The following is a 23608-nucleotide window of genomic DNA, read 5'->3' on the forward strand; positions in this document are numbered from 1 at the left end:
CGATGACAACATGCCAGGAGGATCACCAGAATGACCGACAAATCAGCTTCCACGCGGATCATCTCTGTCGACCACGTCACGATCGGCTCCAGCAAGTCTTTCGAGGACGTCCAAGCCAAGCTCGAAACGCTGTTGCCTCGCATGGACGATAGGATCTTCATCCTACTCCAGTACGGCGAAAGCGAGCGCGCACGGCGAGAGCTGGAAGCTGGTCCGCCGCTCTCCATCTTTCTACAGCGTGATCATGGGGGCCTGCTGTCGATTGCAGGGCTCAAGCGCCGAGCCTTGCAGTACGACATCGGCAATCCGCTGACTGCATCGAAGATGACGCGTCACCAGTTGTCGGCAGGGCTTTATGCACCTATCCGCGTGCTGCTGCGCGAGGATGGCGATGGCGTGGTCGCGTTCGAATATGATCGACCCGCATCCGTGTTTGGCCAGTTCCGTGACGAAAAGGTCGATGCCGTTGCACAGCAGCTTGATCGCGACCTACAAGCGGTGCTCGAGGCAGCTGCGAACTGAAGGCGACCTTATGCCGGTGGAGTGGATAGACGATGCGTTTCGAGAAGGGTCATAAGGCGGCGACACGGCGGCACATCGTCGATGTGGCGTCAAAGTGTTTCCGCCGGGATGGAGTCTCAGCCGCGGGGATCGCCGGGATCATGGGCGAGGCCGGCCTGACCAATGGGGCATTCTATGCCCATTTCGAGTCGAAGGAGGCGCTCGTTCGCGAGACGCTGGCAAGCGCGCTCGCCGATCAGCAACATCGCCTCGATGAAGAACAGCGAACGGGCATCGACATCGAGGGCGCGATCCGCAGGTACCTGAACCGCGCCCACCTCGAAGACCCGGCAGGCGGATGTCCATCGGCGGCTTTGCTTCCGGAAATCGCCCGCCAGCCCGTGTCCACGCGGCAGACCTACGAAGAGGGGCTGCGCGGCTACGTTTCGGCACTGGCCGCACTGCTTCCCGACGCCGGCTCCGCAGCAAGCGTTCGACGCGCGACGGCCATTTTCGGCCTGATGGTCGGAACGCTCCAGTTCGCGCGCGCCGTGCCTGACACCGCGGAAGCAGAGCAGATCCTAGAAGGCGGCGTCGAGGCTGCGCTGCAGCTGGCGCGAACGCCATCTGGCTCGCGGTCCCCATTCAAATGAACCCGCCGCCATTCGACGACTCTTCGGGGCGGGAGGCTCGGTAGCGCTCGACCAAATAGTCAACGAAGCAGCGAACGCGAGCGGGCGTGTGCGTGCCTCCGACGAATACGGCGTGAACCTCTTCGCCATCGCCGGGATTGAACTCCTCCAATAACGGCACGAGTTCACCGGACTTAATCTCACCGCTCACCGTCTCGGCGCAAACGCGGGCTATGCCAATGCCCTCAGCTGCGAGTTGCCCCTGTGTGTCGCCATTGTTCGTTTCCACGGCACCCTTGATGAGCAGCGAATACTCGCGCCCATCCTTGCGGAACGGCCAAGTCGGCGCGGCGCGCTTGAAGTTGAAGCCGATGCATGCGTGGTTGAGCAGGTCCTCCGGCACCTTCGGCGTGCCGCGGCGCGCGAGGTAACTGGGCGATGCCACGATCACCTTGCGCGTCTCGGTAAGCTTTCGCGCCGTGAGCGGACCATCGGGAAGCGGTCCCAATCGCACCGCCACGTCGGCTTGGCCTGCAGCGATGTCCACGACTGTGTCGGATGAAATGACCTCGACCAGAATGCCGGGGTATCTCTCGATGAAGTCGCGAAGCAGGGGCACGATGAACATCCGCCCGTAGACGAGTGAAACGCTCACGCGCAGGCGGCCTTTGGGCGAACTCCGGTCCGCGATCGCCTGCTCGGTCTCCCTAAGGTCTGCAAGAATGCGCCGCGCCGACGATAGATAAGCCACGCCTTCGGCTGTGAGCGTCAACGATCGGGTCGTTCGCAGCAGCAGGCGAACACCGAGCCGCGCTTCAATCCGGTCAACGACGCGCGCGACGGAGGACGGCGCCAACTTGAGCCTGCGTCCGGCCGCTGAGAAGTTGCCCTCCTCCGCGACAAGCGTGAAGACTTCGAGATCACCGGCCAAATCCATGAGATCACCTGCCTGTGCGCTGGCCGCAAAGGTATTCCGCAATTTTTCGAGAAACGCCTGCATCGGCGAGAGCGTTTCCTTTGCGAAAAGAGACATAATAGCAGCCGCCCCCAATGCCGCCACGATTGGTTTCGGGAGACGGCGCCGCCTGGAGACGACATGATCCAACCCTTCACGATCGACATTCCGGATAAGCGCCTTGCCGCCATCATGGCGAAGGTCAAAGCTTACGACTGGAGCCAACTTCCCGACGCGGGCGGTTGGACGTCCGGCGTTGGGATCGAGGATTTGAAGCGGTTGGTGCGCTATTGGGGGAGCGACTACGACTGGCGTAAGGCCGAGCGGCGTCTCAACGCGCTCCCACAGTTCAAAGCGGACATTGAAGGCGAGCGCATTCACTTCGTGCACGTGAAGGGTGATGGGTCGAAGCCTCCGCTTCTGCTTCTCCACGGCTGGCCCGGATCGTTCCTGGAATTCGAGCGGCTGCTCGAACCGTTGGCGGCGGATGGACATGACGTCGTCGTGCCTTCGCTTCCGGGCTTCGCTTTTTCCAATCCGATCACGGGCATCATCGGTCCGCGCCGCGCGGGCGAACTGATGCACGGGTTGATGACGAAGCTGTTTGATGATCAGCGCTACATCGTCCAAGGCGGCGACTGGGGCGCGCACATCGCGAGCTGGATGGCCTACACACGGCCCGAAGCCTTGCTCGGCTTTCACATCAACATGGTCAGCATTTACGCCGAGGATGCAACACCCGCGACTGCTGCGGATAAGGGCCTGCTTGCGCGGCGTGCCGAGATCCTCGACTTGGAAACGGGTTACAATCATGAGCAGGAGACGCGCCCGCAAACGCTCGGCGTTGCACTTGCCGACAGTCCGGTTGGAACCGCAGGCTGGATTCTCGAGAAGTTTGGAGCGTGGGCGGATCTACCCAAACGAGCGGATGGCAGCCCGGACCTCTGGAGCCGCTTCTCGGAAGCAGAACTGCTCACAAACATCATGCTCTATATCGCACCATCGGCGACCGTTACCGCGACGTGGATCTATCGCGGCAAGCGCCTGGAGGGCTCGAGCACATTTCCCGCCGGAGCTCAGGTCAAAGCGCCCATGGGAGTAGCCGCATTTCCCGATCCGGTCTTCATTCCGACGCCGCGCTCGTTTGCCGAGAAGACCTACAGCAACATCGTCCATTGGAGCGACATGCCGAGGGGCGGCCACTTCGCTGCACTTGAAGAGCCGCAGCTGATGCTGGAAGATCTGCGGGCCTTCGTGGCCAAGGTCGAGGAACGCGCTCCTGAAATCTGAACTCTCCGCATCTGACGCGCGCCGCATTGCTCTCAATGCTCATGGCTTTAATGCACTGAACCGTTCCGGTGACATCCGCGCGGCTCACCTGCGGAAATCCATCGACCGGCTGGGCGTCCTGCAGATCGACAGCGTGAACGTGCTCGTGCGCGCACACTATCTGCCGCTCTTCTCGCGGCTGGGATCCTATGACCGCAACCTTCTCGACGCCATGACCGCTGCCAAGTCGAAGCGGTATTTCGAATATTGGGGGCACGAAGCGTCTGTCCTGCCGATCAATTGCCAGCCGCTGTTGCGGTGGCGCATGGCGCGCGCCCGGCGAGGCATCGGCGTATGGAAGCAGCTTCAGCCCTTCGCCCATGAGAAGCGCGCGGAGGCGAATGCCCTTTTGAAGCGCATCAAGGCCGAAGGGCCGCTCGCCGCGTCCGACATCGCGGGCAGCAGGGCAGCAAAGGGCATGTGGGTGTGGAGCGAAGCGAAGCACGCGCTGGAATGGTTGTTCTGGGCGGGTCTCGTCGCCGCGACGCACCGGCGGGGAAATTTCGAGCGCGTGTATGATCTGCCTGAGCGTGTGCTGCCGAGCGCCATTCTCGAGCTTCCAACGCCAAATGAGCGCGATGCCCAGCGTTCGCTGCTGGCGCGATCGGCTGCGGCGCTCGGGATTGCGACCGCCGACGACCTCCGCGATTACTACCGCATCCCCGCCCCTGACGCGCCTTTGCCCATCGCGCAACTGGTCGAGGAAGGGACGATCATTCCGGTACGCGTCGAGGGCTGGCGGCAGCAAGCCTATCTGCACAGGCATGCGCGCGCGGGCCGGAGGCTCGAAGGCGTCGCGCTGATCTCGCCCTTCGATCCTCTCGTTTGGCATCGGCCGCGAACCGAGAGGCTATTCGGCTTCCGCTACCGGCTCGAAATCTACACGCCCGCTCACAAGCGCGAGCACGGCTATTACGTGCTGCCGTTTCTGTTGGATGGGGCCATTGTTGCGCGCGTCGACCTGAAGGCCGATCGCAAGGCGGGCACGTTGATCGTTCAGCGCGCGCACTTCGAACCCGGTGCGCCGAGTTACACCATTGAGCGGCTCCTTGGCGAATTGCAGCTGATGGCGTCGTGGTTAGGATTGCCGGTCGTCACAATCGCACCGGCGGCTGCGATTCATCCGGTTCTCGGTGCTAAATCTGCGAGATTGCATGCGCGCGCCCAAACGATTGCTTTTGCCGATCCCAAATGAGCAGATAACACTTCCGGCTGCTGATGCTTGCCGTGGCGTTCTTGTGCGTACGAACAATCGCGCCGCTCGACCGGCGACATCCCGGCTATTTCGCTCACGAGGACACGCATGACGAAGCATCGGATCTTCTCGGCCAGCTTTGCGAGCGTCTACCCGTACTTGGTCGCGAAGGCGGAGAAGAAGGGACGCACGAAAGCGGAGGTCGATGAGATTATTTGTTGGCTAACCGGCCACAGCCAAAAGACGCTCGACGCCGAACTGGCGAAGAAGACGACCTATGAAAATTTCTTCGCGCATGCGCCGCGGATGAACCCGGCGCGGTCGTCGATTACCGGCGTGATCTGCGGCGTCCGCATCGAGGACATCGAAGAGCCCACGATGCGCGAAATTCGCTATCTGGACAAACTGGTCGACGAACTTGCCAAGGGGAAAGCGATGGCGAAGATTTTGCGCACATGACCCGCCCCGTCATCGACATGCTCAAGAGGAGCTAAGCGGCAGCGTTCGCCGCCGCTCCGAGATAAAGCGCGACCATCGCCTTCGCCTCGGAGGTGAGAGCGCGGCGGATAGCCGGCTTTTCATCAGGTATTGCGGACAAGCCCTTAAACACTGTCATCAGGGTCCCCGCCATCAACCGCGCCTTCGCCAGCGGGATCGAAGGAATCGTTGCAACAAGAATACCCGCAATGCTCTTGAGCATGGCCTTGCGGAATTGCTGACGTCGCTCGCCGCTGGCGCTGCCAACGTCGGCGAGATCGATCGCGAAGCTGCGCTCGGACTGCAAGGCCAGACTATATTCGATAAAGGCATCGGCGAGAGATTCCGGGGTCATAGCGTTCGCCCGCGCCGCAATTTCCGCCAGCCCGTCGAGGGCGTGCTTCGCATATTGCCTCAAGAGCGCTTCGGCCAATGACTCCTTCGTCGGGAAGAACCGATAGAGCGAAGCGATCGCTGTGCCTGAGCGAGAGGCGATCTCCGTCATTGTCGTCCCGTCGTAGCCCTTCTCTGCGAAGAGCTCGGCGCCAGCCTTCATGATCGCGGCCACCCGAAGGTGACCCCGCTGACGCTTCGGCTCCTGTCCTACCGGGGGCGCGCTCATTGACATTTGAGAGGATATCCTCTAATTACGTTTTGAGAGGGTTTCCTCTCATATTGTCCTGAAGCCGGTCCGAAGCAAGCCATGCGATGCCGGCGTTACCCGTTGTGAGGTCTCTCATGACAAGCGATCGGGAGGCGGCCCGAGTCCGGCGCGCCGATGCTTACGTGCGCGCATCGAGTGTTCGGCCATGACCCGCGCGCCGAGCGTCGCTGCGAGCCCTTCGCTCCGCTGGGGCGTATTGATCGTTCTGTCGGCGATCTTCGCATATGTGCTGAACGCGATCGGTATTCCTGCGGCGCTCCTGCTCGGCCCGTTGATCGCTGGGATCATCGTCGCCTTTGAAGGGGCGACGCCCGAAGTCCCGCGGCTCGGCTTCGGCATCGCTCAGGGCGTTGTTGGGTGCATGATCGCCAAGACAATCCCCGACGCGATCTCCGGCGATATCGTCGGCAACTGGCCCCTGTTCACGACGGGCGTCCTTGCCGTCGTTGCCGCGAGCGCGGGCCTCGGCTGGCTGCTTGCTCGCCTGCGCGTGCTTCCCGGCACAACCATCGTCTGGGGCCGAAGCCCCGGCGCGGCGACGGCGATGACGCTGATGGCCGAGGCTTTCGGTGCGGACGCGCAGCTCGTTGCGATCATGCAATACACGCGCGTCATCATCGTGGCGGCCACCGCCTCCGTCATCACGAAGTTCGCCGGAAGCTCTGCCACGCATGCAGTGAGCCCACTGCTCCCCAACGACTGGCTGTCCTTCGGTGAAACGCTCTTGCTTGCCTTTGCTGCGCCGCTGGTCGCCCGCCGGCTTCGCTTTCGCGCCGGCGCGCTTCTGATCCCGCTTGTCGCCGGCATTCTCCTTCAGCACCGGGGCCTGCTGACGATCGACCTGCCACGCTGGGTTCTGGCTATCGCCTACGCCTTTATCGGATGGCACATTGGCCTCCGTTTCAACCGTCCGTTGCTCGTTCACGCAGCGCGAAAAATGCCGATCATCATCGGCAGTACGCTGGCCCTGGTTGCCGTTTGCGGCGCCCTCGCGGCAGGGCTCGTGCTGCTCGCAGGGATCGATCCCCTCACGGCCTATCTCGCCACAAGTCCTGGCGGAGCCGATTCCGTCGCAATCATCGCCGCCTCAACTCACGTCGACACGCCGTTCGTCATGACCATGCAGATGGCGCGCTTCGTCGTGGTCCTCATAGTGGGACCGGCAATAGCTCGTTTCACCGCAAGCCGAGTTCCCGCAGACATTGAAATCACTCATACGTAACCCCAGTCCCGAGAGGTTTTTTTTATGCACATCACTCTGTTCCTTTCCGGCGCTCTCCTTTGCAATTCGATACCCCATCTGGCGGCCGGGCTGCGCGGCGAAACATTTCCGACTCCTTTTGCCAAGCCGCGCGGAAAAGGCCCATCCTCGCCGCTGGTGAACTTTCTCTGGGGCGCATTCAATCTGGCCGCGGGTCTGTTTCTGCTTTCAAGACACCCGGTTCAGGCCGGTCCCAACGCTGATTTCGCCACTCTCGCCGTCGGAGCCCTTTTGATCGGGGTCTATCTTGCCATCCACTTTGGCAAAGCTCGCGCTGCGCAGTCGTGGAATGCCGCGCCAAGCAAGTCCGCGACCTCGGAAGCGAGCGTCTAGTCAGCAGGATTGCGAGCGTTTTTCCTACCTGGTCATTTCGGCGAACCGGTGGATGTGCCCGGCTGCGCGTTCGGCAATCGCCTGCAATTGCGATCCGGGGAGTTCGTGTCCGACTCCCGACATGACAAACAATTCCGCACCTTTGATCCCCACGGCGATGGCTCTTCCGTTTTCAATCGGCAGCACGGGATCCTCTTCGCCGTGCACGACGAGAACGGGACAGGCGATGTCGCGGAAGCGGCCGGTCCAATCCTTGCGCACGGACAGCGTCGCGTGATTGAACATGCTCGCTGGGCTATCGGTACGGTCGAGCATCTCTTCGATACGTGCCCTCGCACCTGCCTCGTCGAACGGTTGAGCGGAGCCCGAGCTTAGCTTGTCGATGCCGAGGAGAAAGGCGATCACCGCATCCCTGTCACCCCAATCGAGCGTAGACAGATTGCCGAAATGGTCGAGGAAGGTCTGCGAGATGTGCGGCAGCGCAGGACCGTCCCAGCCCAGCGGCTCCGAGCTGACCAAGATCAGCGAACGGACGCGTGCTGGATGCTCCAGCGCCAGCATTTGAGCGATGTAGCCGCCCAAGGACATACCCATCAGCGTCGCCTGTCCGATGCCGTAGCTGTCCATAATGGCGAGAACATCGTCCGCCATGTCTTCGACCGCATAATCAGCCTCGCCCGGAGGCAGAGACGTAGAGCGTCCCGTGTCACGGTGATCAAAGCGGATGACGAACAGCCCTCGGCTCGCCAGGGCCGCGCAAAGCGCGTCGGGCCATCCCAGCATTGATGCGGTGGCTCCCATGATCAGAACGACGGCAGGGTTCTCCGTAGAACCAAAGCTTTGGGTGGCGATCTTACCGCCGGTTGTATCAACGAATTTCAGGAGTTGCGCTCCGCATATGGCATCTGATCGGCGGTCTTGATGAAATCCAGAAAGGCACGAAGCGGCGGAGGAACAAGGCGGCGGCCAGAGTAATACAGGAAGGGCCCGGAAAAGGGTTGCCACCAGTCTTGCAGCACGGGCTTGAGAGCGCCGCTGTCGATGTGCGGGCGGAGCCAGTCCTCAAACAGCTGAATCACCCCGAGGCCCGCAACCGCCATGTCTACCATAAGATCGACGCCGGCACCGATGGTCACCACCAGCGGGCCCTGCGTTTCGACGAGCACCACCTCGCCGTCGCGCTCGAACTCCCACGGGGACGTTGTCCCGCTGGCGAAGCGGCCGAGCAGGCACGCATGGCCGAGCAGATCGCGTGGATGTTCCGGGCGGCCGTGCCGGTCGAGATAGGCCGGTGCCGCGGCAGTGGCGTAACGCTGAACGCGCGGCCCGATCGGCACCGCGATCATATCCTGCTCCAGCTTCTCCTCGAATCGGACGCCGGCATCACAGCCGGAAGCGAGCACGTCCACGAGGCTCTCTTCAGCGACGACGTCCACCTTGATTTCCGGATAGGCGGCCATGAACCCGGGCAGGATCGCCGGCAGCACGAGCCGGGCGGCGACGACCGGCACGTTGAGGCGCAGCGTGCCCGCTGGACGGTCACGAAAACCTCTCACCACATCGAGCGCCGCTTCGACATCGCCCAGGGCGGGGCCTAAGCGCTCGATCAGCCGGGCACCGGCTTCGGTCGGGGCGACGCTGCGGGTGGTGCGATGGAGCAGGCGGACACGCAATTGCGTCTCAAGGCGGCGCACCGCTTCGCTCAGGCTGGAGGCGCTCATGCCGCTCGTGCGCGCGGCGACACGAAAGCCGCCGCCGCGTGCCACGGCCAAAAAGGCATTCAGGTCGCCCAAGTTCGCCCGCATTGTTCGCATTCCCGCACAGCCCGTGCGGATAATCATGGATTATAGGTGCAATAGGCAACTGCTAAATGAGCGTCCAGCAAATGGAGGCTCACATGCAGACGATCGACCAAGCTGGAACTTTCAAGCTGGGAAGCCGCGTCGTGAAGCGGCTCGGTTATGGCGCAATGCAGCTCGCCGGACCGGGCGTGTTCGGACCGCCGAAGGACCGCGACGCAGCCGTCGCCGTATTGCGCGAGGCGGTGGCGCTCGGCGTCAACCACATCGACACGAGCGACTTCTACGGGCCGCACGTCACCAATCAGCTGATCCGCGCGGCGCTGTCGCCTTACCCCGCCGATCTGACGATCGTGACCAAGATCGGCGCGCGCCGGGGTGACGACGCTTCATGGATTCCTGCCTTCGGCGCGGACGAACTCGCGGGGGCCGTCGAGGACAACTTGCGTAATCTCGGCCTCGAGGCCCTCGACGTCGTCAATTTCAGGGCGATGCTCGATGTCCACGGCACAGCGGAAGGATCCATCGCTGCGGAGATGAAAGTTCTCGCCGGCCTTCAGCGGCAGGGGCTGGTCCGCCACATCGGCGTCAGCAACGTCACCAAAACCCAAGTCGAGGAGGCGCGGAGCATCGCCGACATCGTCTGCGTGCAGAACCATTATAATCTTGCGCACCGGGGCGACGACGCGCTGGTCGATGCCCTGGCGGCGGCCGGAATTGCCTATGTGCCGTTCTTCCCGCTTGGCGGATTCAGTCCTCTGCAGTCGTCAACCTTGTCGAACGTGGCGGCTCGGCTAGGAGCCACTCCGATGCAGGTTGCGCTTGCTTGGCTGCTAAAGCGATCGCCGAACATCCTGCTGATCCCAGGCACCTCCTCGGTCGCTCATCTGCATGAGAACATCGCCGCCGCGTCACTGGTCCTGCCGGAGGATGCGATTTCGGAATTGAACGGGATTGCGGAAGCCCAGCGCTAAGGACACGGCCACACGCCGTCTTCCCGGCCTACCCTTAAATCAACACACCACTGCACTTGCCAAGCGTGGCGGAGACCTCTACTTACATACTTAGGAGATTCCCTAAGTATGTAAGTAAGGGCATTTGTGTTGCCAGCGCTCGGACCAGAGACGTGATGCATTCCACATCAAGCGCCCAACCGCAGATCGACCAAATCTTCCGCGCGCTGTCCGATCCCACACGCCGTGACGTCGTCGAGCGGCTGAGCGCCGGGCAGGCCTCGGTCAGCGAACTGGCCGCGCCCTATGCGATGGCACTTCCCTCATTCGTCGAACACCTGCGCGTGCTGGAGGGCTGCGGGCTGGTCACGTCACAGAAGCAGGGGCGAGTGCGCACCTACAGCCTGGCTCCGCAGCAACTGAAACTCGCCGAAGACTGGCTCGGCCGGCAGCGCAAGCTCTGGGAAGGCCGCCTCGATCGACTCGACGCCTATCTGCTGAAACTGAAAAAGGAGAAGCGACAGTGAGCGTGATCAAGATCGACCCCAAGCTCGACCTCGTGCTCGAGCGCGAGATCGACGTTCCGGTTGAGCTGGTGTGGACCGCCTGGACGACACCTCGCCACATCAAAGAATGGTTCGTACCGAAGCCCTGGACGATCACCCACTGCGAGATCGATCTACGCCCCGGTGGCGCCTTCAATACGACGATGCGCTCTCCCGAGGGCCAGGAGTTTCCGAACGCCGGCTGCTTCCTGGAAATCGTCGAGCACCAGCGCCTCGTCTTCACCGATACGCTGTTGCCGGGATTCCGTCCGGCCGAGAAGCCGTTCTTTACTGGTGCGCTGCTGCTCGAGCCAAATGGCCAGGGCACGAGATATACAGCCATCGCCATCCACGGCAGCGAGGAAAGCCGCAAAAGCCACGAGGAGATGGGCTTCCACGATGGCTGGGGAACCGTCGCCAGCCAGATGGTCGACTATATCAAGGCAGGGAAGGTCTCGAACTGATCGGACCTGCGGACGTCTGCTGCGGAAGCTTGCGGCAATCGCGAGCTTCTCGCGCTGGCGACCAACCGTCTTCATCAACGACACTTGCGCTTCACCGCCGGGGCTCCCACGGCGAATCCACCTGCACCCAGGCGCAAATCTGCGCCGGCCCGGCGACTTGGCCGAGCGACGCCGTCACTTCGTCGCGAATGACATCCGCCAGCCCTACATGGAGATTGGCGGGAATTTGCGATCGTTCGCCTGACCCTCTCGATTTGAGGGTCAACGCCGTATCCACCATCCAGCGATAGATGGGACTGCGGTTTCCATTCCCGAGCGGGATTTCGCAGAACAGTTCCGGCACCGGCAGCCCAGCCCTCACGAAGTGCTCCGTCAATCGAAGGGGGGCATCCGCATTAGGAAGTGCCTTGCAGAACGCCCCAATGATCCAGCCGGCGAGTTCGTCCCAGGCGGGAACCGGCGGACGGGAGTACATGTCGCCGACCAGGTCGATTTCATGAAACGCCAGCCTGCCGCCGGGCTTCAGCCATGAGGAGGCCGCGCGCAGAAGTGCGCCGGGGTCGGGCATATGAACGAGGATATATCGACCAATCACGACATCGACGGCTTGCGGATGGACCAAAGACGCAACGTCGCCCTGTTCGAACCGCACATTCAGCAAACCTCTCTCGCTGGCGCGCTTGCGTGCAATCTCCAACGCGTCAGCGCTCCGGTCCACCCCAATGACGGAACCGGATGGGCCGACCATCCAGGCTGCAAGCATCGAGACGTCCCCGGGGCCGCAGCCGATATCTAGGACCGTCATGCCTTCTCGAACGCCGGCGCGATCGAGCAACCCTTTCGTGATTGGTTCAATAATCTCGCTCTGAAATGCGAGGCGTTCCAGCTCATGATCTGAATGGCCAAGAATGTATTGATGTTGTTTCGCTGCGGTCATTGAGGGCTCTTCCTGCGTAGCTCTGGGGTTGACAGAGATTCTAGCGACCACTGGAAGATGGCCTGTGTCTCCCCGTCGCGTACATTCGGACGGACGGCACGGTTGACACCGGGGATTTCGTTGGCGCGTTGCGACCTGGCCGGAGCCGGTTCAAAGTTCGCCCGGCATGCGAGCGAACGCTGCATGACTTCTCAAGAAACGCTAGCGCGCCCGGGCTCTCACAAGATCGATAGGACCGCGCTGGCCGTCCCGAAGCGACCGGGACTGAGCTAGGGTTTCAATCTCGCCTGAATTGACGGCCACGCGATCGCGGCCGTTCCGCTTGGCAGCGTAGAGCGCATTATCAGCGTCACGTATCAATGTTTCAAAGTTCGTTGCGGCATCCTCGGAGCAGGCAACGCCAGCGCTGACGGTACTTGTGAATGAGCGGCCGCTTCCGCTGAACCGACGTTCGCCAATGCGAATGCGCACGCCATCTGCGAGTTGCGCCGCAGCGGCGCTTGAGGCGCCAGGCAGCAAGAGCGCGAACTCCTCGCCACCGAGCCGCGCTGCGAGACCTTGCGGCGGAGCGGATGACATGAGGATTTTCCCGAAAGTTCGCAGCACCTCGTCACCGGCCAGATGCCCATGGACATCGTTGATCATCTTGAAATGATCGAGGTCGAAAATCACGAACGCGGCCGGGCCTTCGATATCGTTTGCGATATGGTTGAACAGCGCGCGCCTATTGAGCAGGCCAGTCAGAAGATCGGTTTCGGCGTCGCGCTTGTGACCGCGCGCCACCCGCGCCTGGTTGAGCGCCACGGAAAGTGCGCCGATGCCGGCAAGAGTGATCAGGCATATGCCAATGTTGAGGGTCTCTGTCCAATTCGATGGGATCGCGTCCAGACGCCATTCGCCAGCGTTGAGCAGCAGGATCGCACACGGAACGAAAGAGAGCCCAGACAGGACATAGAGGGCTGTCAACAGCGTAATGGCGAGCCGGGCTTCAGCGCGCCCGCGCCAGTAGTCCAAAGCTGTGACCAGCAGGATCAGCGCCGCCGCAATATTGAACACGACTATTCCGGCACCGTTGTAGCCGGCCAAAATCGGAATTGCCGTGGCGGCGGACGAGACGACTGAAATGACGCCAACGCCGCGCCAGGGGAGAACGCCCGTGAGAAAAGCCCGGCCGGCACCGAAAACCAGGGCGAGGCCAGTCAGCACGATCGAGAAACCAGCCGCTCCGAGGACCGGAGACATGGTGTTTCCGTACCAGCCATAGACGAGCGCGCCGAGCGCCATGCCCAAAACGCCAAGCTCCCAGGCAATGAGGAAGCGTTCCGTCCTGGAGACAAGCCAGCTGACGAAAAAAGTGATTGCCAGGCCGCAGCCGGAAAGGACAAAGGCCGTCAGGAGCGAATGATAATCCAACGGCACGGCGGACTCTGGGACTGTTGGCGAACGCGCGCGGATTATCGGCTGGCTGTCATTGCGAAAAGCTTAAGCTGAGCATCAGCCTGCGGATGCAGCGGACCAGTTCGATGCGATTGGCAGAATCCAGCTCTGCAAGCAGCGTCCGTGCACCAGCATCAGTTGCAGGCGCACTTCAGTTGAGCATCTCAGGCGCTCTCAGCTGCTCCAGCGCAATCGCGAGCGATTTGTTCGCGCTCTCGAACCAATGTTACGCATGCGAAGCGGTGTATGACTTCAGCAGGGATGAAAGGACTGTCATGACTACGGACCTGACCATCGATCGCCTTCTTCTCGCCGGCGTAGTTGCCGCGCTCCTGTTCTTCGTCATTCCGACGATTGCGATTTTCCTGCGTCCGGGATTCGACATCGAGCGCCATGCCATAAGCATGCTGAGTCTGGGCGAAGGCGGTTGGGTGATGAAGGCTGTTTTCATGGTGTCGGGCCTCCTCACCTTCCTCTGCGCGCTTGGCCTCTACCGCGTGCTGGCCCACACATGGCCCGGCTTCACGGCTGCAATTCTGGTTGGTCTGTTCGCCGCGGGGCTCGTTCTGGCGGGGCTGTTCGATGCACCGGCCGGATTGGGCTTTCCTCCGGGCACGCCGCAGGATCAGGAGCCGGTGATGACGCCGGGCGCTGTCGTTCACAGCATAGCTTTCATGATCGCGTTCGGCGGGCTCATCGCGGCGTGCTTCGCTTTCGCGATGCACTTCTTCCTCGCGCAGCAGTGGCTTCTAGGCTCGATCAGCGCCGCCGCCGGCATCGCGCTGCCCGCGCTGATCGCGCTCGGTGTCTCGCTTACCGTCGCGCCGGGGATCGCTTTTTACTGGGCTTCCATGCTGGGCTGGGCGTGGCTCGCCGCGGTCGTCCTCACACTGCCTCCAGCCGCCTGAGCCGCGGCTTTCCCGCTGGCCCGGATGCAGGATCTCACTACTCCGCGCGACGCGACTTGACGTCGTCTCGCACCTTTTGCAGCCAGCTGCCCAACGCGCCCAGAGCCTCTCCACCCTTTCCAATCAGATGCGAGAGCTCTGCTTCTGCCGCTTCCCGGTGGGATTTTTCCCGATCAGGCAGTGGTGGGAGGATATGGTTGTAATAGGACTTGCCGAGAAGACGATGAAGCAACCGTTCGCCCGGGAACGGCTCGTCATTGTTGAGCGTCCGGGCCGCCCGGAGAAGATTGCGGATGTCGTATTGCACCGGACTGATATCGGGCACCTGCTTGCGCAATCCGAGCAGCGTGTAGACCCCGACGCGCGCGGTGCGAATCGAAGAGTCCATCGTGAAGATGATGTCGTTCGAGGTCTCGACGAACTGTCCCATCAGACCGAGATTGGTGCAGCCTTGCGGCACCACGTGCGGCCGGTCGCCGGCGGCGCGCGGCATGAACATCGCGGTGATGTAGGGCATCAGCGCCAGACGCACCTTGGTGTTCGCCGTAACCTCGTCGATCTTGTCGACGATGCCGAGATGGTAGCAAAGCTCCTCGAGCACCTCGCGCCCGGTGCAGGCCGGCATCGGCTTTTTGACCCGGTCGCCGTTCTTGTCCATGAGCAGCGCGTAGGCCCACAGCACCAGCACGTCCTTCGGCTGGCCCGGAAAGTGGGGCTGGCGGTTGCAGGTTACGCTCAGCACCCAGCTCGAATCGGTGAAGGTGATGATGCCGCCCGTCACCGTTTTGCCGGAATAGGGATCGTTGACCGACAGCTCCTTCAGCCGTTCGACCAGCGGCGACGGCTTGCACGTGATCGTCACCGATTCCCATATCGATTTGTCGATATCGCCGTAGAATTTCTCCGGCTTACCGAACACCGGCGACTTCTTCGCCAGGTTCTTCCACAGCGCCCAGTCGCTCTCGTCGCCCGGGTCGTGGCGGCCGCGCTCCAGCACGGGCGCGTGATCCATGTGGCCGTAGGCAGTGCCTTCGGTCATGGAGCCAGTCAGAGCGAATGCGACGTCCTTGTCCGCGACCGGGATGACCTCATCCTTGCCCTTCACCTTTGCGCGGATTCCGGTGACGGTGCGGTTGCGGCCGTCCTCCCGCATGTCGAGATCGTAGGCGCGGGTGGCGAAGCGAACCTTCACCCCGTGCTTCTTGAGGTGATTGACCAGAGGGCGGACGAAGCTGTCGTACTGATTGTACTTCGGGAAGACGAGCGCAGACATGTCGGTCAGTCCGTCGATCGAATCGACGAAGCGATGCATGTAGAGCTTCATTTCCAGGAGGCTCTGCCAGTTCTCGAAGGCGAACATCGATCGCCACAAGAACCAGAAATTGGTGTTGAGGAAGCTCGGACTGAAATATTGCTCGATGGTGACGTCGTCGAGATCCTCCTTGCGCTTCAGCATCAGGCGGATCAGCTCCCATTGGTGGGACTTCGACAGACCGAACGTCGAGAAGTCGCGGATCTCCCCCTGCTTGTGCATGAGCCGCGCCTTCGACCAGTTGGAGTCGTTGTCGTTGACCAAGCGGTACTCGTCGAGAACGCTGAAGCCTTCAGGCAGCTCGAGCGCCTGGACATCCTGAAACATGTCCCAGAGGTTATCATAGTTGAAGTTCATCTCGCGGCCGCCGCGGATGATGTAACCGTCCTCGGGATTGCCCGCGCCGTCGAGTGAACCGCCCGCGATGTCGAGCGCGTCGAGGATGGTGATGTCCTCGCCCTTCATGCCGCCGTCGCGGATCATGTAAAAGGCGGCCGCCAAGCCGGCGATACCGCTGCCGATGATCCACGCCTTCCGTCCCTCGACCTGATTGCCTGGCACCGGCCGGTTGCGCATATAGGCGCCCATCATGTCGGGCGGGGGCATCGTATTTTCAGGACTGTTGTGCCAATAGCCGGCGGTGGCGTCGTTCTCGACAGTGAAATGCGGAGTTTGCCGGTCAGCCATCTTGCTTCTCCACGAAAGCAATGGGGCTCAAGTATTTGGCACGCGCGCTGCGGCCATTTCGGCGTAACAGCGAAGCGGCTGGATGGTTCCCTCTACAGAGCGAGAGCACGGCTGGGGATGGCTCACCGCGATCGTGCTCACGCCGCCTCAAGCCGCCTGAGCAGCTGAGGCCCCGCGCGGACTATCTGCGTTAGCCGATCACTCCCACTCGATGGTGCCGGGGTGGTTTGGAGATCACGTCGTAGACGACGCTGTTGACGTGGCTCATCCAGACCCAATCGCGCTTGCCGGGTGCCCGGTCGCGCGCGCCATAGCGCGGTTTACGGGGTATTGCCTGCATCACAGCGGCTTTGCGCGGCCACTCTACGCTCAACCTCTGTGGCGGGTTTCCCAATGGCAATCCGCGATCGCTTGCAAAGCGCTTCGACGATAGGGCCGGCAGTCAGGACAAGGCTTCAACGGCCTTGTAGGTCGCGACGGTCAATTGCTTTGGTAGATCGTGTAAGGCGAACCAGCCGAATGCAGCGTGCTTGTCGGGTTCGATCAGTTCCGGCGCACCATCGAAGTGCGATGTGACATAAACCGGCGCTACCCAATGTTCGCCTTTGAATTGGTCGATCTGATCGACAACACACAACAGCTTGAGGTGTGAAAGCGTGATACCGAGTTCCTCTTGTACCTCACGCACCACGGCATTTTCCACCGGCTCCAGCCAGTCGATCTTACCGCCTGGCAAGCCCCAGCAACCGCTCTCCGGTTCGCGCAGACGTTGAACGAGCAGAATCGCGTCATCTTTCAAGATTGCTGCGCCACAGCCTAATCGAGGCGCGTTCACTGTCATGCCGTTCTCGCCGAAATCCATTTCGTTGCTTCGGGTGCATTATAGTCTTGCAGGGCGGTCAATAAGGGGCGCACCTCCTGTTCAACGATCAGCATGCTCCGATGAACCGGCTTTACGAACGCCTCCGTAACGATATGGTCGAGAAAAGACGATAGACCTGTATAAAAGCCATTGGTGTTGAGGAGCGCGCAAGGCTTGTGGTGGTGGCCGAGTTGCGCCCAAGTCCAGACCTCAAACAGTTCCTCCAATGTGCCGAGGCCTCCGGGCAGGGCAATGAAAGCGTCAGACAGTTCGGCCATTAAGGCTTTGCGCTGATGCATCGTGTCGACGATGCGGAGGTCGGAAAGGCCGGTATGGGCAACCTCCTTTTCGACAAGCGAGCGCGGAATGACGCCGATCACTTCGCCACCACGGGATTGGACGGCATTCGCGATTTCTCCCATCAAACCGACTGAAGCGCCGCCGTAAACAAGGCCAATGCCGGAATCGGCGAGAGCATGACCAAGTTGCTCTGCTGCCTCAGCACAAATGGGTAGCCGGCCGAAGCTGGAACCAGAAAATACGCAATATCTCAAAGTTTTATCCCATCGTCTGCGCATGGAAATGCGGTGCGGTGGGTCGCAAATTCGCAAACCACTCGATTGTTAATCGATAGATATTTTCCTTTGATGGGCATAGTGAGCCCGCCGAGGAACTACGACCAGTCCCGAAGATGGTCGTTCTTTGGAATCCGGTTCAGGATTTGGTCTGCTGATTTCTGCGGGCCGTACCGGACGCCAGATCACTCCCACTCAATCGTGCCGGGGGGCTTGGAGGTCACGTCGTAGACGACGCGGTTGACGCCGCGGACTTCGTTGATGATCCGGGTCGCGACGCGGCCGAGGAAGGCCATGTCGAAGTGGTAGAAGTCCGCCGTCATGCCGTCGACGGAGGTGACGGCACGAAGTCCGAGCACGTGATCGTAGGTTCTGCCGTCGCCCATGACGCCCACGGTGCGCACGGGCAGAAGCACGGCGAAGGCCTGCCAAATCGCGTCGTAGAGACCGGCGCGGCGGATCTCGTCGAGATAGACGGCATCGGCTTTGCGCAGGATCTCGAGCTTCTCGCGCGTGATCTCGCCGGGGATGCGGATCGCGAGGCCGGGTCCTGGGAACGGGTGGCGACCGACGAAGGCGTCGGGCAGTCCGAGCTCGCGGCCCAGCGCGCGGACTTCGTCCTTGAAGAGCTCGCGCAGCGGCTCAACAAGCTTCATGTTCATGCGCTCGGGCAAGCCGCCGACGTTGTGGTGCGACTTGATCGTGACGGACGGGCCGCCCGTGAACGAGACGCTTTCGATGACGTCGGGATAGAGCGTGCCCTGCGCCAGGAACTCGGCGCCGCCGATCTTCTTGGCTTCCGCCTCGAAGACTTCGATGAAGTGCTTGCCGATCGTCTTGCGCTTGGTCTCGGGATCGGAGACGCCTTCGAGAGCACCCAGGAACTGCTCGGACGCGTCCACGTGGACGAGCGGAATGTTGTAGTGATCGCGGAAAAGGCCCACGACCTCTTCGGCCTCGCCCTGGCGCATCAGGCCGTGATCGACGAAGACGCAGGTCAGCTGATCGCCGATCGCCTCGTGGATGAGGACGGCGGCGACGGCGCTATCGACGCCGCCCGACAGACCACAGATGACGCGACCCTTGCCGACCTGACGCTGGATCTTGGCGATCATCTCGCGGCGGTAGGCGGCCATCGTCCAGTCGGACTTCAGGCCCGCAATCTTGTGCACGAAATTCGAGATGAGCTTGGCGCCGTCCGGCGTGTGGACCACCTCGGGGTGGAACTGCACGGCGTAGAAGTGGCGGTTCTCATCGGCGACGGCGGCGAAGGGCGCGTTCTCGCTCGTCGCGATGACCTTGAAGCCCTCGGGCAGGCGCGTGACGCGATCGCCGTGGCTCATCCAGACTTGGTGACGTTCGCCCGGCGCCCACACGCCTTCGAAGAGCGGGCTCTCGGTTCCGATTGAAAGGAAGGCGCGGCCGAATTCGCGGTCGTGGCCGCTTTCGACGTTGCCGCCGAGTTGTGCAGCCATCGTCTGCTGGCCGTAGCAGATGCCGAAGACCGGAACGCCGGATGAGAAGACGGCCTCTGGCGCGCGCGGGGAATTTTCCTCAGTGACGGACGCGGGTCCGCCCGACAGGATCACAGCCTTGGGCTTCAGCTTGGCGAACGCTTCAGCGGCGTTCTGGAACGGGTGGATTTCCGAATAGACGCCCGCTTCGCGCACGCGTCGCGCGATGAGCTGCGTCACCTGGCTTCCAAAATCGATGATGAGAACGGCGTCGGTCAAAGTCGGGTCGAGCCTCTGTTCAAAGGCCTCCCCTACGCGAAGACGGCGGCTGCCGCAACGCCTGCCGGGGGCCTTGGCCGTGCGACAGTGCACCCCGGGCGGCGGAATGGCCGGCTCGGAGCCCAAACAGACGTCAATTCAGCTGCCAGAGCACGAAATTCAGCTCTCCGGCGAAACTGACCCAGGCAAGGTAGGGCAGGAAAAGGTAGCTCGCACGCCTATCGATCCGCCAAGCCATGATGATGAACAGAAGGATGGCGATCCAGAGCGCGATGAGTTCGACAAGGGCCAGCCCGATCTCGTGGCGTCCAAACATGACATAGGACCATAGCGCGTTGAGGATCAGCGCTATGCCCCAGACGACGATCGCGTGCGTGAAGCCGGCGGCTTTCCACACCAGCCAGCCGGCAATGGCTATCATGATGTAAAGGATGGTCCAGACGACCGGGAAGACCCAATCGGGCGGCGTCCAAGACGGCTTTTGCAGCGAGGCATACCATTCACCCGGCATGAAGGTTGCGCCTGAGGATGCCGCGATGAAGACCAGGACGGCGAAAACGGCAAGTGATCCGATGTTGCGCAAGGCTCCGCTCCCATTTCTTCCGGCCTTCAACCGGGCCGGTTGGAATCATCAGGCACTAAAACGCGAATAATCGCAATTCCGATGCGCCAACTGGTTTCCAAATCACGACGGGGGCAGCGAAGGCTCTTCGCCGATTGAGGGGAATTTTACGAACCGCCCCAGAAGCTGAGAGCCATATTGGTTGACGTGTCCGCCGTTTTTGTAGAGCAGGACGCCATCCATGATTGGCGAGCAGCGCTCTTCTCCGCACATGAACTCGACGGGCAAGGATAGGCTGACCCTAGGATTGCGCGCTGCGACACGTGTCAGGGCGTCGTTCGAGCGTTTCAGACTGTCCACAGCCTCCATCTTCGACATGCCGCAGTTCGAGACGTCGCGATGGCTTTCGACGGCCGAGATTATGCAGCGCACTGGCAAGCCCCCATAAGACGGGATTTGCCCGATCATTACGACTTTGATGCCATGGCCGGTGAACGTTCGCACCGTCTCCTTGAGCGCCTGCTCGAAGTCGAGCGCGGCGGGGCGGCTGGATTGATCTGCGCCCTTGCCTTTTGCTGCAGCGGCTGCGTTCACGCGGAAAAGCCACTTTTCCCAGTAGTTGGAGATGACCGCGATTTTCAGGCCGGGATTGCGTTCAATGAACTTCATCGCTTCACGCTGATAGGCGGCGCACTCTTGCGTCTTGTCTTCATCTTCGGCTGGCAGAGCCACGCCAAACAGCAGCGCACAACCGCCGTTCGTCACCTGCCTGCCGGAGAGATGATGGTCCTCGGCGTATTTGGCGACGAGTGGCGCCCAGTGATCGCCCATGGAGTCACCGAAAAGCGCGATCTCGTATGAGGCTCCGGCTGGCCGGCGCTTGCCGAAATTGCAGATGCCGTCGTTGGCGAACACGTTCTCGAGCATATCGCAGGCCTTCCGGTGCGGGTTGCCTGCAACGAGTTGGTTTAGGACGCGGCGGGCCTCGGGTCCGAACCGCTCGGGCCAGCCCCTCATGGCTTTGATGGCGCCTCCCGCCACCGCCATGATCAAAAGACACGATAACGCCGTCGCAACAAACTTCAGGTCGAACGGGTCTCTCGCGCCGTCGGCTGGGCGCGACGTGCGGAAAGGCCGTTCGATCCATCGCCACGAAATCACCGCGGCAATCACGCTGACCACAACGATATGAGCGGCCTCCGATGCGTGCAGCGGCCGTTCGAGGCGGTAGCTGGCGAGAGCGAGAAGCGGCCAGTGCCAGAGATAGAGGGAATAAGACACGAGCCCCGCGAAGACCAAGGGCCGGCAACTCAGCAGCTGCCGCAGGAGGACATTGTGGGACAGGCACGCGGCGATAATGGCAGCTATGCCGAGGCAGGCGGGCACCGCAGAGAGGCCCGGAAAACGCGACACCGGGCTCAGCAAAAAGAAACTTCCGATGACGGCAATCACGCCGGCGATGCTCAGGGCTTCGCTCCCTGCCCTGCTAAATTTCAGTTGCGTACTGATAAGCGCGAGCGCCGCGCCGCCGAGCAGTTCCCAGGCACGCGTCGACAACATGAAAAAGGCGAACGCCCGATCGACAGCGACTTCGGCTTCCGCAAACCAGAGCGAAGTGGCGACGCCCGAGAGCACCACTCCGACAAGCGCGCGCTTGGAAAGGAGCGGTGCCGCCAGCATCAGGAAGAGCGGCCACGTCAGATAGAACTGGTCTTCCGCCGCGAGCGACCACGTATGCAGAAGCGGCTTCTCTAGATCAGGCGCGGAGAAATAGCCGCCTGAGTAGTAGAAGAAGAAATTTGCGTAGAGACCCGCAAAGGACAGAAGGCTGCGGCCGTAATACCAGAGGGCATCGGGCAGAAGGATGATGGTTGCGAGCACCGTCACGACGGCAACGCAGACGAATGCGGCGGGCAGCAGCCGCCGGGTGCGGCGAACCAGAAAGCGATAGAGCGAAAAGCGCCCGTCCGAAATCTCGCTCGTCACGAGCGATGTGATGAGAAATCCCGAGATGACAAAGAAAACATCGACGCCAGCAAAGCCCCCGGACATCACGCCTGGGAAAGCGTGATAGCCCACGACGGCAATGATCGCGAGGCCTCGCAACCCGTCGATAAACGGCAGATAGACCATTCCCCCGGCCCCTCCGATCCGATGGAAGCCTCCGCAGCTTCTCGCGGGATAAGAGCGAGCGGGCGTTAGGCAGTCAACTGATGGCCGCGAACAAGATGGGGAGACGGCGCGTGATCTATCTCCTATCTAACGACGGGTATGCGCATAAGAGGGTCGCCGATGTTGATGGTCAAAACGCGGGTTGGTCTCAGCGCGATCGCAGGGATCGGCCTTTTTGCGGACGAAGACATTCCGATGGGCACGGAGACGTGGCGCTTCATGCCCGAGTTCGACCGGCTGCTGACGCAGGCCGACATCGACAGCCTGCCAGAGCCTGCGCGCTCTAATATTCTCGACCACGCCTATCTCGATGCAGCGAGCGGGCTTTTCGTGCTTTGCGCGGATAACGCCCGCTTCATGAACCACGCGGATGAACCGAACACGGCGGGCATCCACGAGCCGGGCGCCATCGAAGGCTATGACATCGCCATTCGTGACATTCGGGCCGGCGAGGAAATGACCTGCGATTACCGCACATTCGATGCGCACGTGGGGCGCAAACTCGGCATCGGATAGCCGGGCCGCGTCGCCTTACTCGCCCGGGATCACAACCGGGTGCGCCGCCTTTCTGGCCGAGCGCCGGCGCTTGACGGCGAGCGTGCGCAGCGCTTCGGCGGCCATGATGCGGCGTTGCAGGTAGGGCGAGAAGTAGCCGGCGTAGCGGCGCCAAAGATCGGACCGCCGCCAGTCTTCTCCCGAAACGTGCCCGCGGCAGAGAGATGAGCCGCAAGAGCAGACGAATTCGTCGTAAGGCGAGCCGTCGCTCATCGCGTAGTCGTATGTGATTTCCTCGCCCGGCTGGATATCGCGCATGGCGACGAGCGTGATCTGGCCGGAAAGGCCGGAATTCGGATCGCAGCTATGGTTCACGTAGTCCGGCGGCTCGCAGTCGGATAGCGAGACGAGATACTGATTTTCCTCGACCTGCAGGGAGTATCTGCGCACGGTCTGAGGCATCTCGTTCAGCTCTTCGCCGGAGATCAGCGTTCCGCTCCAGACGACGATCAGCTCACCTTTGGCGATGGCTTCGCGCGCGACGACGGTGTGGCCGCCGCGATCTGGAGTTAAATGGACTTCGCATTTGGGAGTGAGGAAAGAGTGGGGCCTGCCGCTCATTCATTGACCTCAATTGGCCTCACGAGCGTGGGCACGGCGTGACCGCAGAAAGCGACCCATGACACCTGTCCCTCGGCTTGCTGCTAGCCGTCAGCAAACGTCGCATCAGATAGTTTCGTCGCGCGCGATGTCAACGGCGAAAAGTAGGCATTTCAGTGATGATCGTGCGCTCACCTCTGGCACTACAGTGCGCGAGCAA

General features: G+C 61.7%; 26 protein-coding genes. 12 read left to right on the plus strand and 14 right to left on the minus strand.

Annotated elements, in window-relative coordinates; genetic code table 11:
• Positions 1-30 precede the first annotated feature (30 nt).
• Both VFG26_RS08330 and VFG26_RS08335 read left to right on the plus strand, forming a co-directional pair.
• Positions 31-522: a DUF302 domain-containing protein gene (locus VFG26_RS08330; RefSeq protein ID WP_325024166.1), complete on the plus strand. Its 492-nt coding sequence runs from the start codon at positions 31-33 to the stop codon at positions 520-522.
• 32 nt (positions 523-554) lie between these two features.
• Positions 555-1154, plus strand: a complete 600-nt coding sequence (locus VFG26_RS08335; protein ID WP_325024168.1) for a TetR/AcrR family transcriptional regulator — start codon at positions 555-557, stop codon at positions 1152-1154.
• Here the strand turns inward: VFG26_RS08335 and VFG26_RS08340 are convergent.
• Complete coding sequence (locus VFG26_RS08340) at positions 1147-2166, minus strand: LysR family transcriptional regulator (protein ID WP_325024169.1); 1020 nt, start codon at positions 2164-2166, stop codon at positions 1147-1149. The two genes, VFG26_RS08335 and VFG26_RS08340, sit on opposite strands and share 8 nt — an antisense overlap.
• A 63-nt stretch (positions 2167-2229) precedes the next feature.
• Here VFG26_RS08340 and VFG26_RS08345 point away from each other — a divergent pair, with 63 nt between their 5' ends.
• The 3 genes from VFG26_RS08345 (at position 2230) to VFG26_RS08355 (ending at position 5071) form a co-directional block, all read left to right on the plus strand.
• Positions 2230-3378 carry an epoxide hydrolase gene (locus tag VFG26_RS08345; RefSeq protein ID WP_325024171.1) on the plus strand — a complete coding sequence of 383 codons (1149 nt, stop codon included), beginning with the start codon at positions 2230-2232 and terminating at the stop codon, positions 3376-3378.
• On the plus strand, positions 3368-4612 hold the full coding sequence (locus VFG26_RS08350) for a winged helix-turn-helix domain-containing protein (protein WP_325024292.1): 1245 nt from the start codon (positions 3368-3370) through the stop codon (positions 4610-4612). The genes VFG26_RS08345 and VFG26_RS08350 overlap by 11 nt, the downstream gene beginning before the upstream one ends.
• A gap of 108 nt (positions 4613-4720) precedes the next feature.
• Positions 4721-5071: a DUF2200 domain-containing protein gene (locus VFG26_RS08355; RefSeq protein ID WP_325024173.1), complete on the plus strand. Its 351-nt coding sequence runs from the start codon at positions 4721-4723 to the stop codon at positions 5069-5071.
• Between the two features lie 31 nt (positions 5072-5102).
• Here the strand turns inward: VFG26_RS08355 and VFG26_RS08360 are convergent, their stop codons facing one another.
• On the minus strand, positions 5103-5717 hold the full coding sequence (locus tag VFG26_RS08360) for a helix-turn-helix domain-containing protein (protein WP_325024175.1): 615 nt from the start codon (positions 5715-5717) through the stop codon (positions 5103-5105).
• A gap of 181 nt (positions 5718-5898) precedes the next feature.
• On the opposite strand from VFG26_RS08360, the gene VFG26_RS08365 reads away from it, so the two are divergent.
• On the plus strand, positions 5899-6975 hold the full coding sequence (locus VFG26_RS08365; RefSeq protein WP_325024177.1) for an AbrB family transcriptional regulator: 1077 nt from the start codon (positions 5899-5901) through the stop codon (positions 6973-6975).
• A 24-nt stretch (positions 6976-6999) separates the two neighbouring features.
• Positions 7000-7347: a hypothetical protein gene (locus VFG26_RS08370; protein ID WP_325024179.1), complete on the plus strand. Its 348-nt coding sequence runs from the start codon at positions 7000-7002 to the stop codon at positions 7345-7347.
• Positions 7348-7371: 24 nt separating this feature from the next.
• Here VFG26_RS08370 and VFG26_RS08375 read toward each other — a convergent pair whose 3' ends face one another.
• Together VFG26_RS08375 and VFG26_RS08380 are read right to left on the minus strand one after the other, a co-directional pair.
• Positions 7372-8247 (minus strand): alpha/beta hydrolase, encoded by an 876-nt coding sequence (locus VFG26_RS08375; RefSeq protein WP_325024294.1) that lies wholly within the window; start codon positions 8245-8247, stop codon positions 7372-7374.
• Positions 8226-9152, minus strand: coding sequence for a LysR family transcriptional regulator (locus VFG26_RS08380; RefSeq protein ID WP_325024181.1), 927 nt, complete (start codon positions 9150-9152; stop codon positions 8226-8228). The genes VFG26_RS08375 and VFG26_RS08380 overlap by 22 nt, the downstream gene beginning before the upstream one ends.
• Before the next feature lie 92 nt (positions 9153-9244).
• Here VFG26_RS08380 and VFG26_RS08385 point away from each other — a divergent pair, with 92 nt between their 5' ends.
• From VFG26_RS08385 to VFG26_RS08395, 3 genes are all read left to right on the plus strand, one after another.
• Positions 9245-10120 carry an aldo/keto reductase family oxidoreductase gene (locus VFG26_RS08385; RefSeq protein WP_325024183.1) on the plus strand — a complete coding sequence of 292 codons (876 nt, stop codon included), beginning with the start codon at positions 9245-9247 and terminating at the stop codon, positions 10118-10120.
• A gap of 155 nt (positions 10121-10275) precedes the next feature.
• Positions 10276-10626: a metalloregulator ArsR/SmtB family transcription factor gene (locus VFG26_RS08390; protein ID WP_325024186.1), complete on the plus strand. Its 351-nt coding sequence runs from the start codon at positions 10276-10278 to the stop codon at positions 10624-10626.
• On the plus strand, positions 10623-11108 hold the full coding sequence (locus VFG26_RS08395; RefSeq protein ID WP_325024188.1) for an SRPBCC family protein: 486 nt from the start codon (positions 10623-10625) through the stop codon (positions 11106-11108). Before VFG26_RS08390 ends, VFG26_RS08395 begins: the two co-directional genes overlap by 4 nt.
• A 91-nt stretch (positions 11109-11199) precedes the next feature.
• Here VFG26_RS08395 and VFG26_RS08400 read toward each other — a convergent pair whose 3' ends face one another.
• Both VFG26_RS08400 and VFG26_RS08405 read right to left on the minus strand, forming a co-directional pair.
• The gene (locus VFG26_RS08400) at positions 11200-12045 is read right to left on the minus strand and encodes a class I SAM-dependent methyltransferase (protein ID WP_325024189.1); all 846 of its coding nucleotides are present in this window, start codon (positions 12043-12045) and stop codon (positions 11200-11202) included.
• A gap of 201 nt (positions 12046-12246) precedes the next feature.
• Complete coding sequence (locus VFG26_RS08405; RefSeq protein WP_325024191.1) at positions 12247-13458, minus strand: GGDEF domain-containing protein; 1212 nt, start codon at positions 13456-13458, stop codon at positions 12247-12249.
• A 299-nt stretch (positions 13459-13757) separates the two neighbouring features.
• On the opposite strand from VFG26_RS08405, the gene VFG26_RS08410 reads away from it, so the two are divergent.
• Entirely contained in the window at positions 13758-14390 is a 633-nt protein-coding gene (locus VFG26_RS08410) for a DUF998 domain-containing protein (RefSeq protein WP_325024193.1), read from the plus strand.
• A gap of 37 nt (positions 14391-14427) precedes the next feature.
• On the opposite strand, the gene VFG26_RS08415 is transcribed toward VFG26_RS08410, so the two are convergent.
• The 7 genes from VFG26_RS08415 to VFG26_RS08445 all read right to left on the minus strand — a co-directional run bounded on the left by VFG26_RS08415 (position 14428) and on the right by VFG26_RS08445 (position 22254).
• Positions 14428-16389 (minus strand): oleate hydratase, encoded by a 1962-nt coding sequence (locus VFG26_RS08415; protein ID WP_325024195.1) that lies wholly within the window; start codon positions 16387-16389, stop codon positions 14428-14430.
• 190 nt (positions 16390-16579) lie between these two features.
• On the minus strand, positions 16580-16729 hold the full coding sequence (locus VFG26_RS08420; RefSeq protein WP_325024198.1) for a hypothetical protein: 150 nt from the start codon (positions 16727-16729) through the stop codon (positions 16580-16582).
• Positions 16730-16831: 102 nt separating this feature from the next.
• On the minus strand, positions 16832-17251 hold the full coding sequence (locus VFG26_RS08425; RefSeq protein ID WP_325024200.1) for an NUDIX hydrolase: 420 nt from the start codon (positions 17249-17251) through the stop codon (positions 16832-16834).
• A complete protein-coding gene (locus tag VFG26_RS08430) occupies positions 17227-17805 on the minus strand; it encodes a TIGR00730 family Rossman fold protein (protein ID WP_325024202.1) in 579 nt (192 codons plus the stop codon). Before VFG26_RS08430 ends, VFG26_RS08425 begins: the two co-directional genes overlap by 25 nt.
• Before the next feature lie 206 nt (positions 17806-18011).
• Positions 18012-19559 (minus strand): glutamine-hydrolyzing GMP synthase, encoded by a 1548-nt coding sequence (gene guaA, locus VFG26_RS08435; RefSeq protein ID WP_325024205.1) that lies wholly within the window; start codon positions 19557-19559, stop codon positions 18012-18014.
• Positions 19560-19692: 133 nt separating this feature from the next.
• Positions 19693-20142: a TspO/MBR family protein gene (locus VFG26_RS08440; RefSeq protein WP_325024207.1), complete on the minus strand. Its 450-nt coding sequence runs from the start codon at positions 20140-20142 to the stop codon at positions 19693-19695.
• Between the two features lie 102 nt (positions 20143-20244).
• On the minus strand, positions 20245-22254 hold the full coding sequence (locus tag VFG26_RS08445) for an acyltransferase family protein (RefSeq protein WP_325024209.1): 2010 nt from the start codon (positions 22252-22254) through the stop codon (positions 20245-20247).
• A 159-nt stretch (positions 22255-22413) separates the two neighbouring features.
• Here VFG26_RS08445 and VFG26_RS08450 point away from each other — a divergent pair, with 159 nt between their 5' ends.
• A complete protein-coding gene (locus VFG26_RS08450) occupies positions 22414-22809 on the plus strand; it encodes an SET domain-containing protein (protein WP_325024211.1) in 396 nt (131 codons plus the stop codon).
• A gap of 15 nt (positions 22810-22824) precedes the next feature.
• Here the strand turns inward: VFG26_RS08450 and VFG26_RS08455 are convergent, their stop codons facing one another.
• Positions 22825-23409, minus strand: coding sequence for an SET domain-containing protein (locus VFG26_RS08455; protein WP_325024213.1), 585 nt, complete (start codon positions 23407-23409; stop codon positions 22825-22827).
• Positions 23410-23608 lie beyond the last annotated feature (199 nt).

The sequence above is a fragment of the Hyphomicrobium sp. genome (assembly GCF_035687085.1).
Taxonomy (GTDB): Bacteria; Pseudomonadota; Alphaproteobacteria; order Rhizobiales; family Hyphomicrobiaceae; genus Hyphomicrobium_B.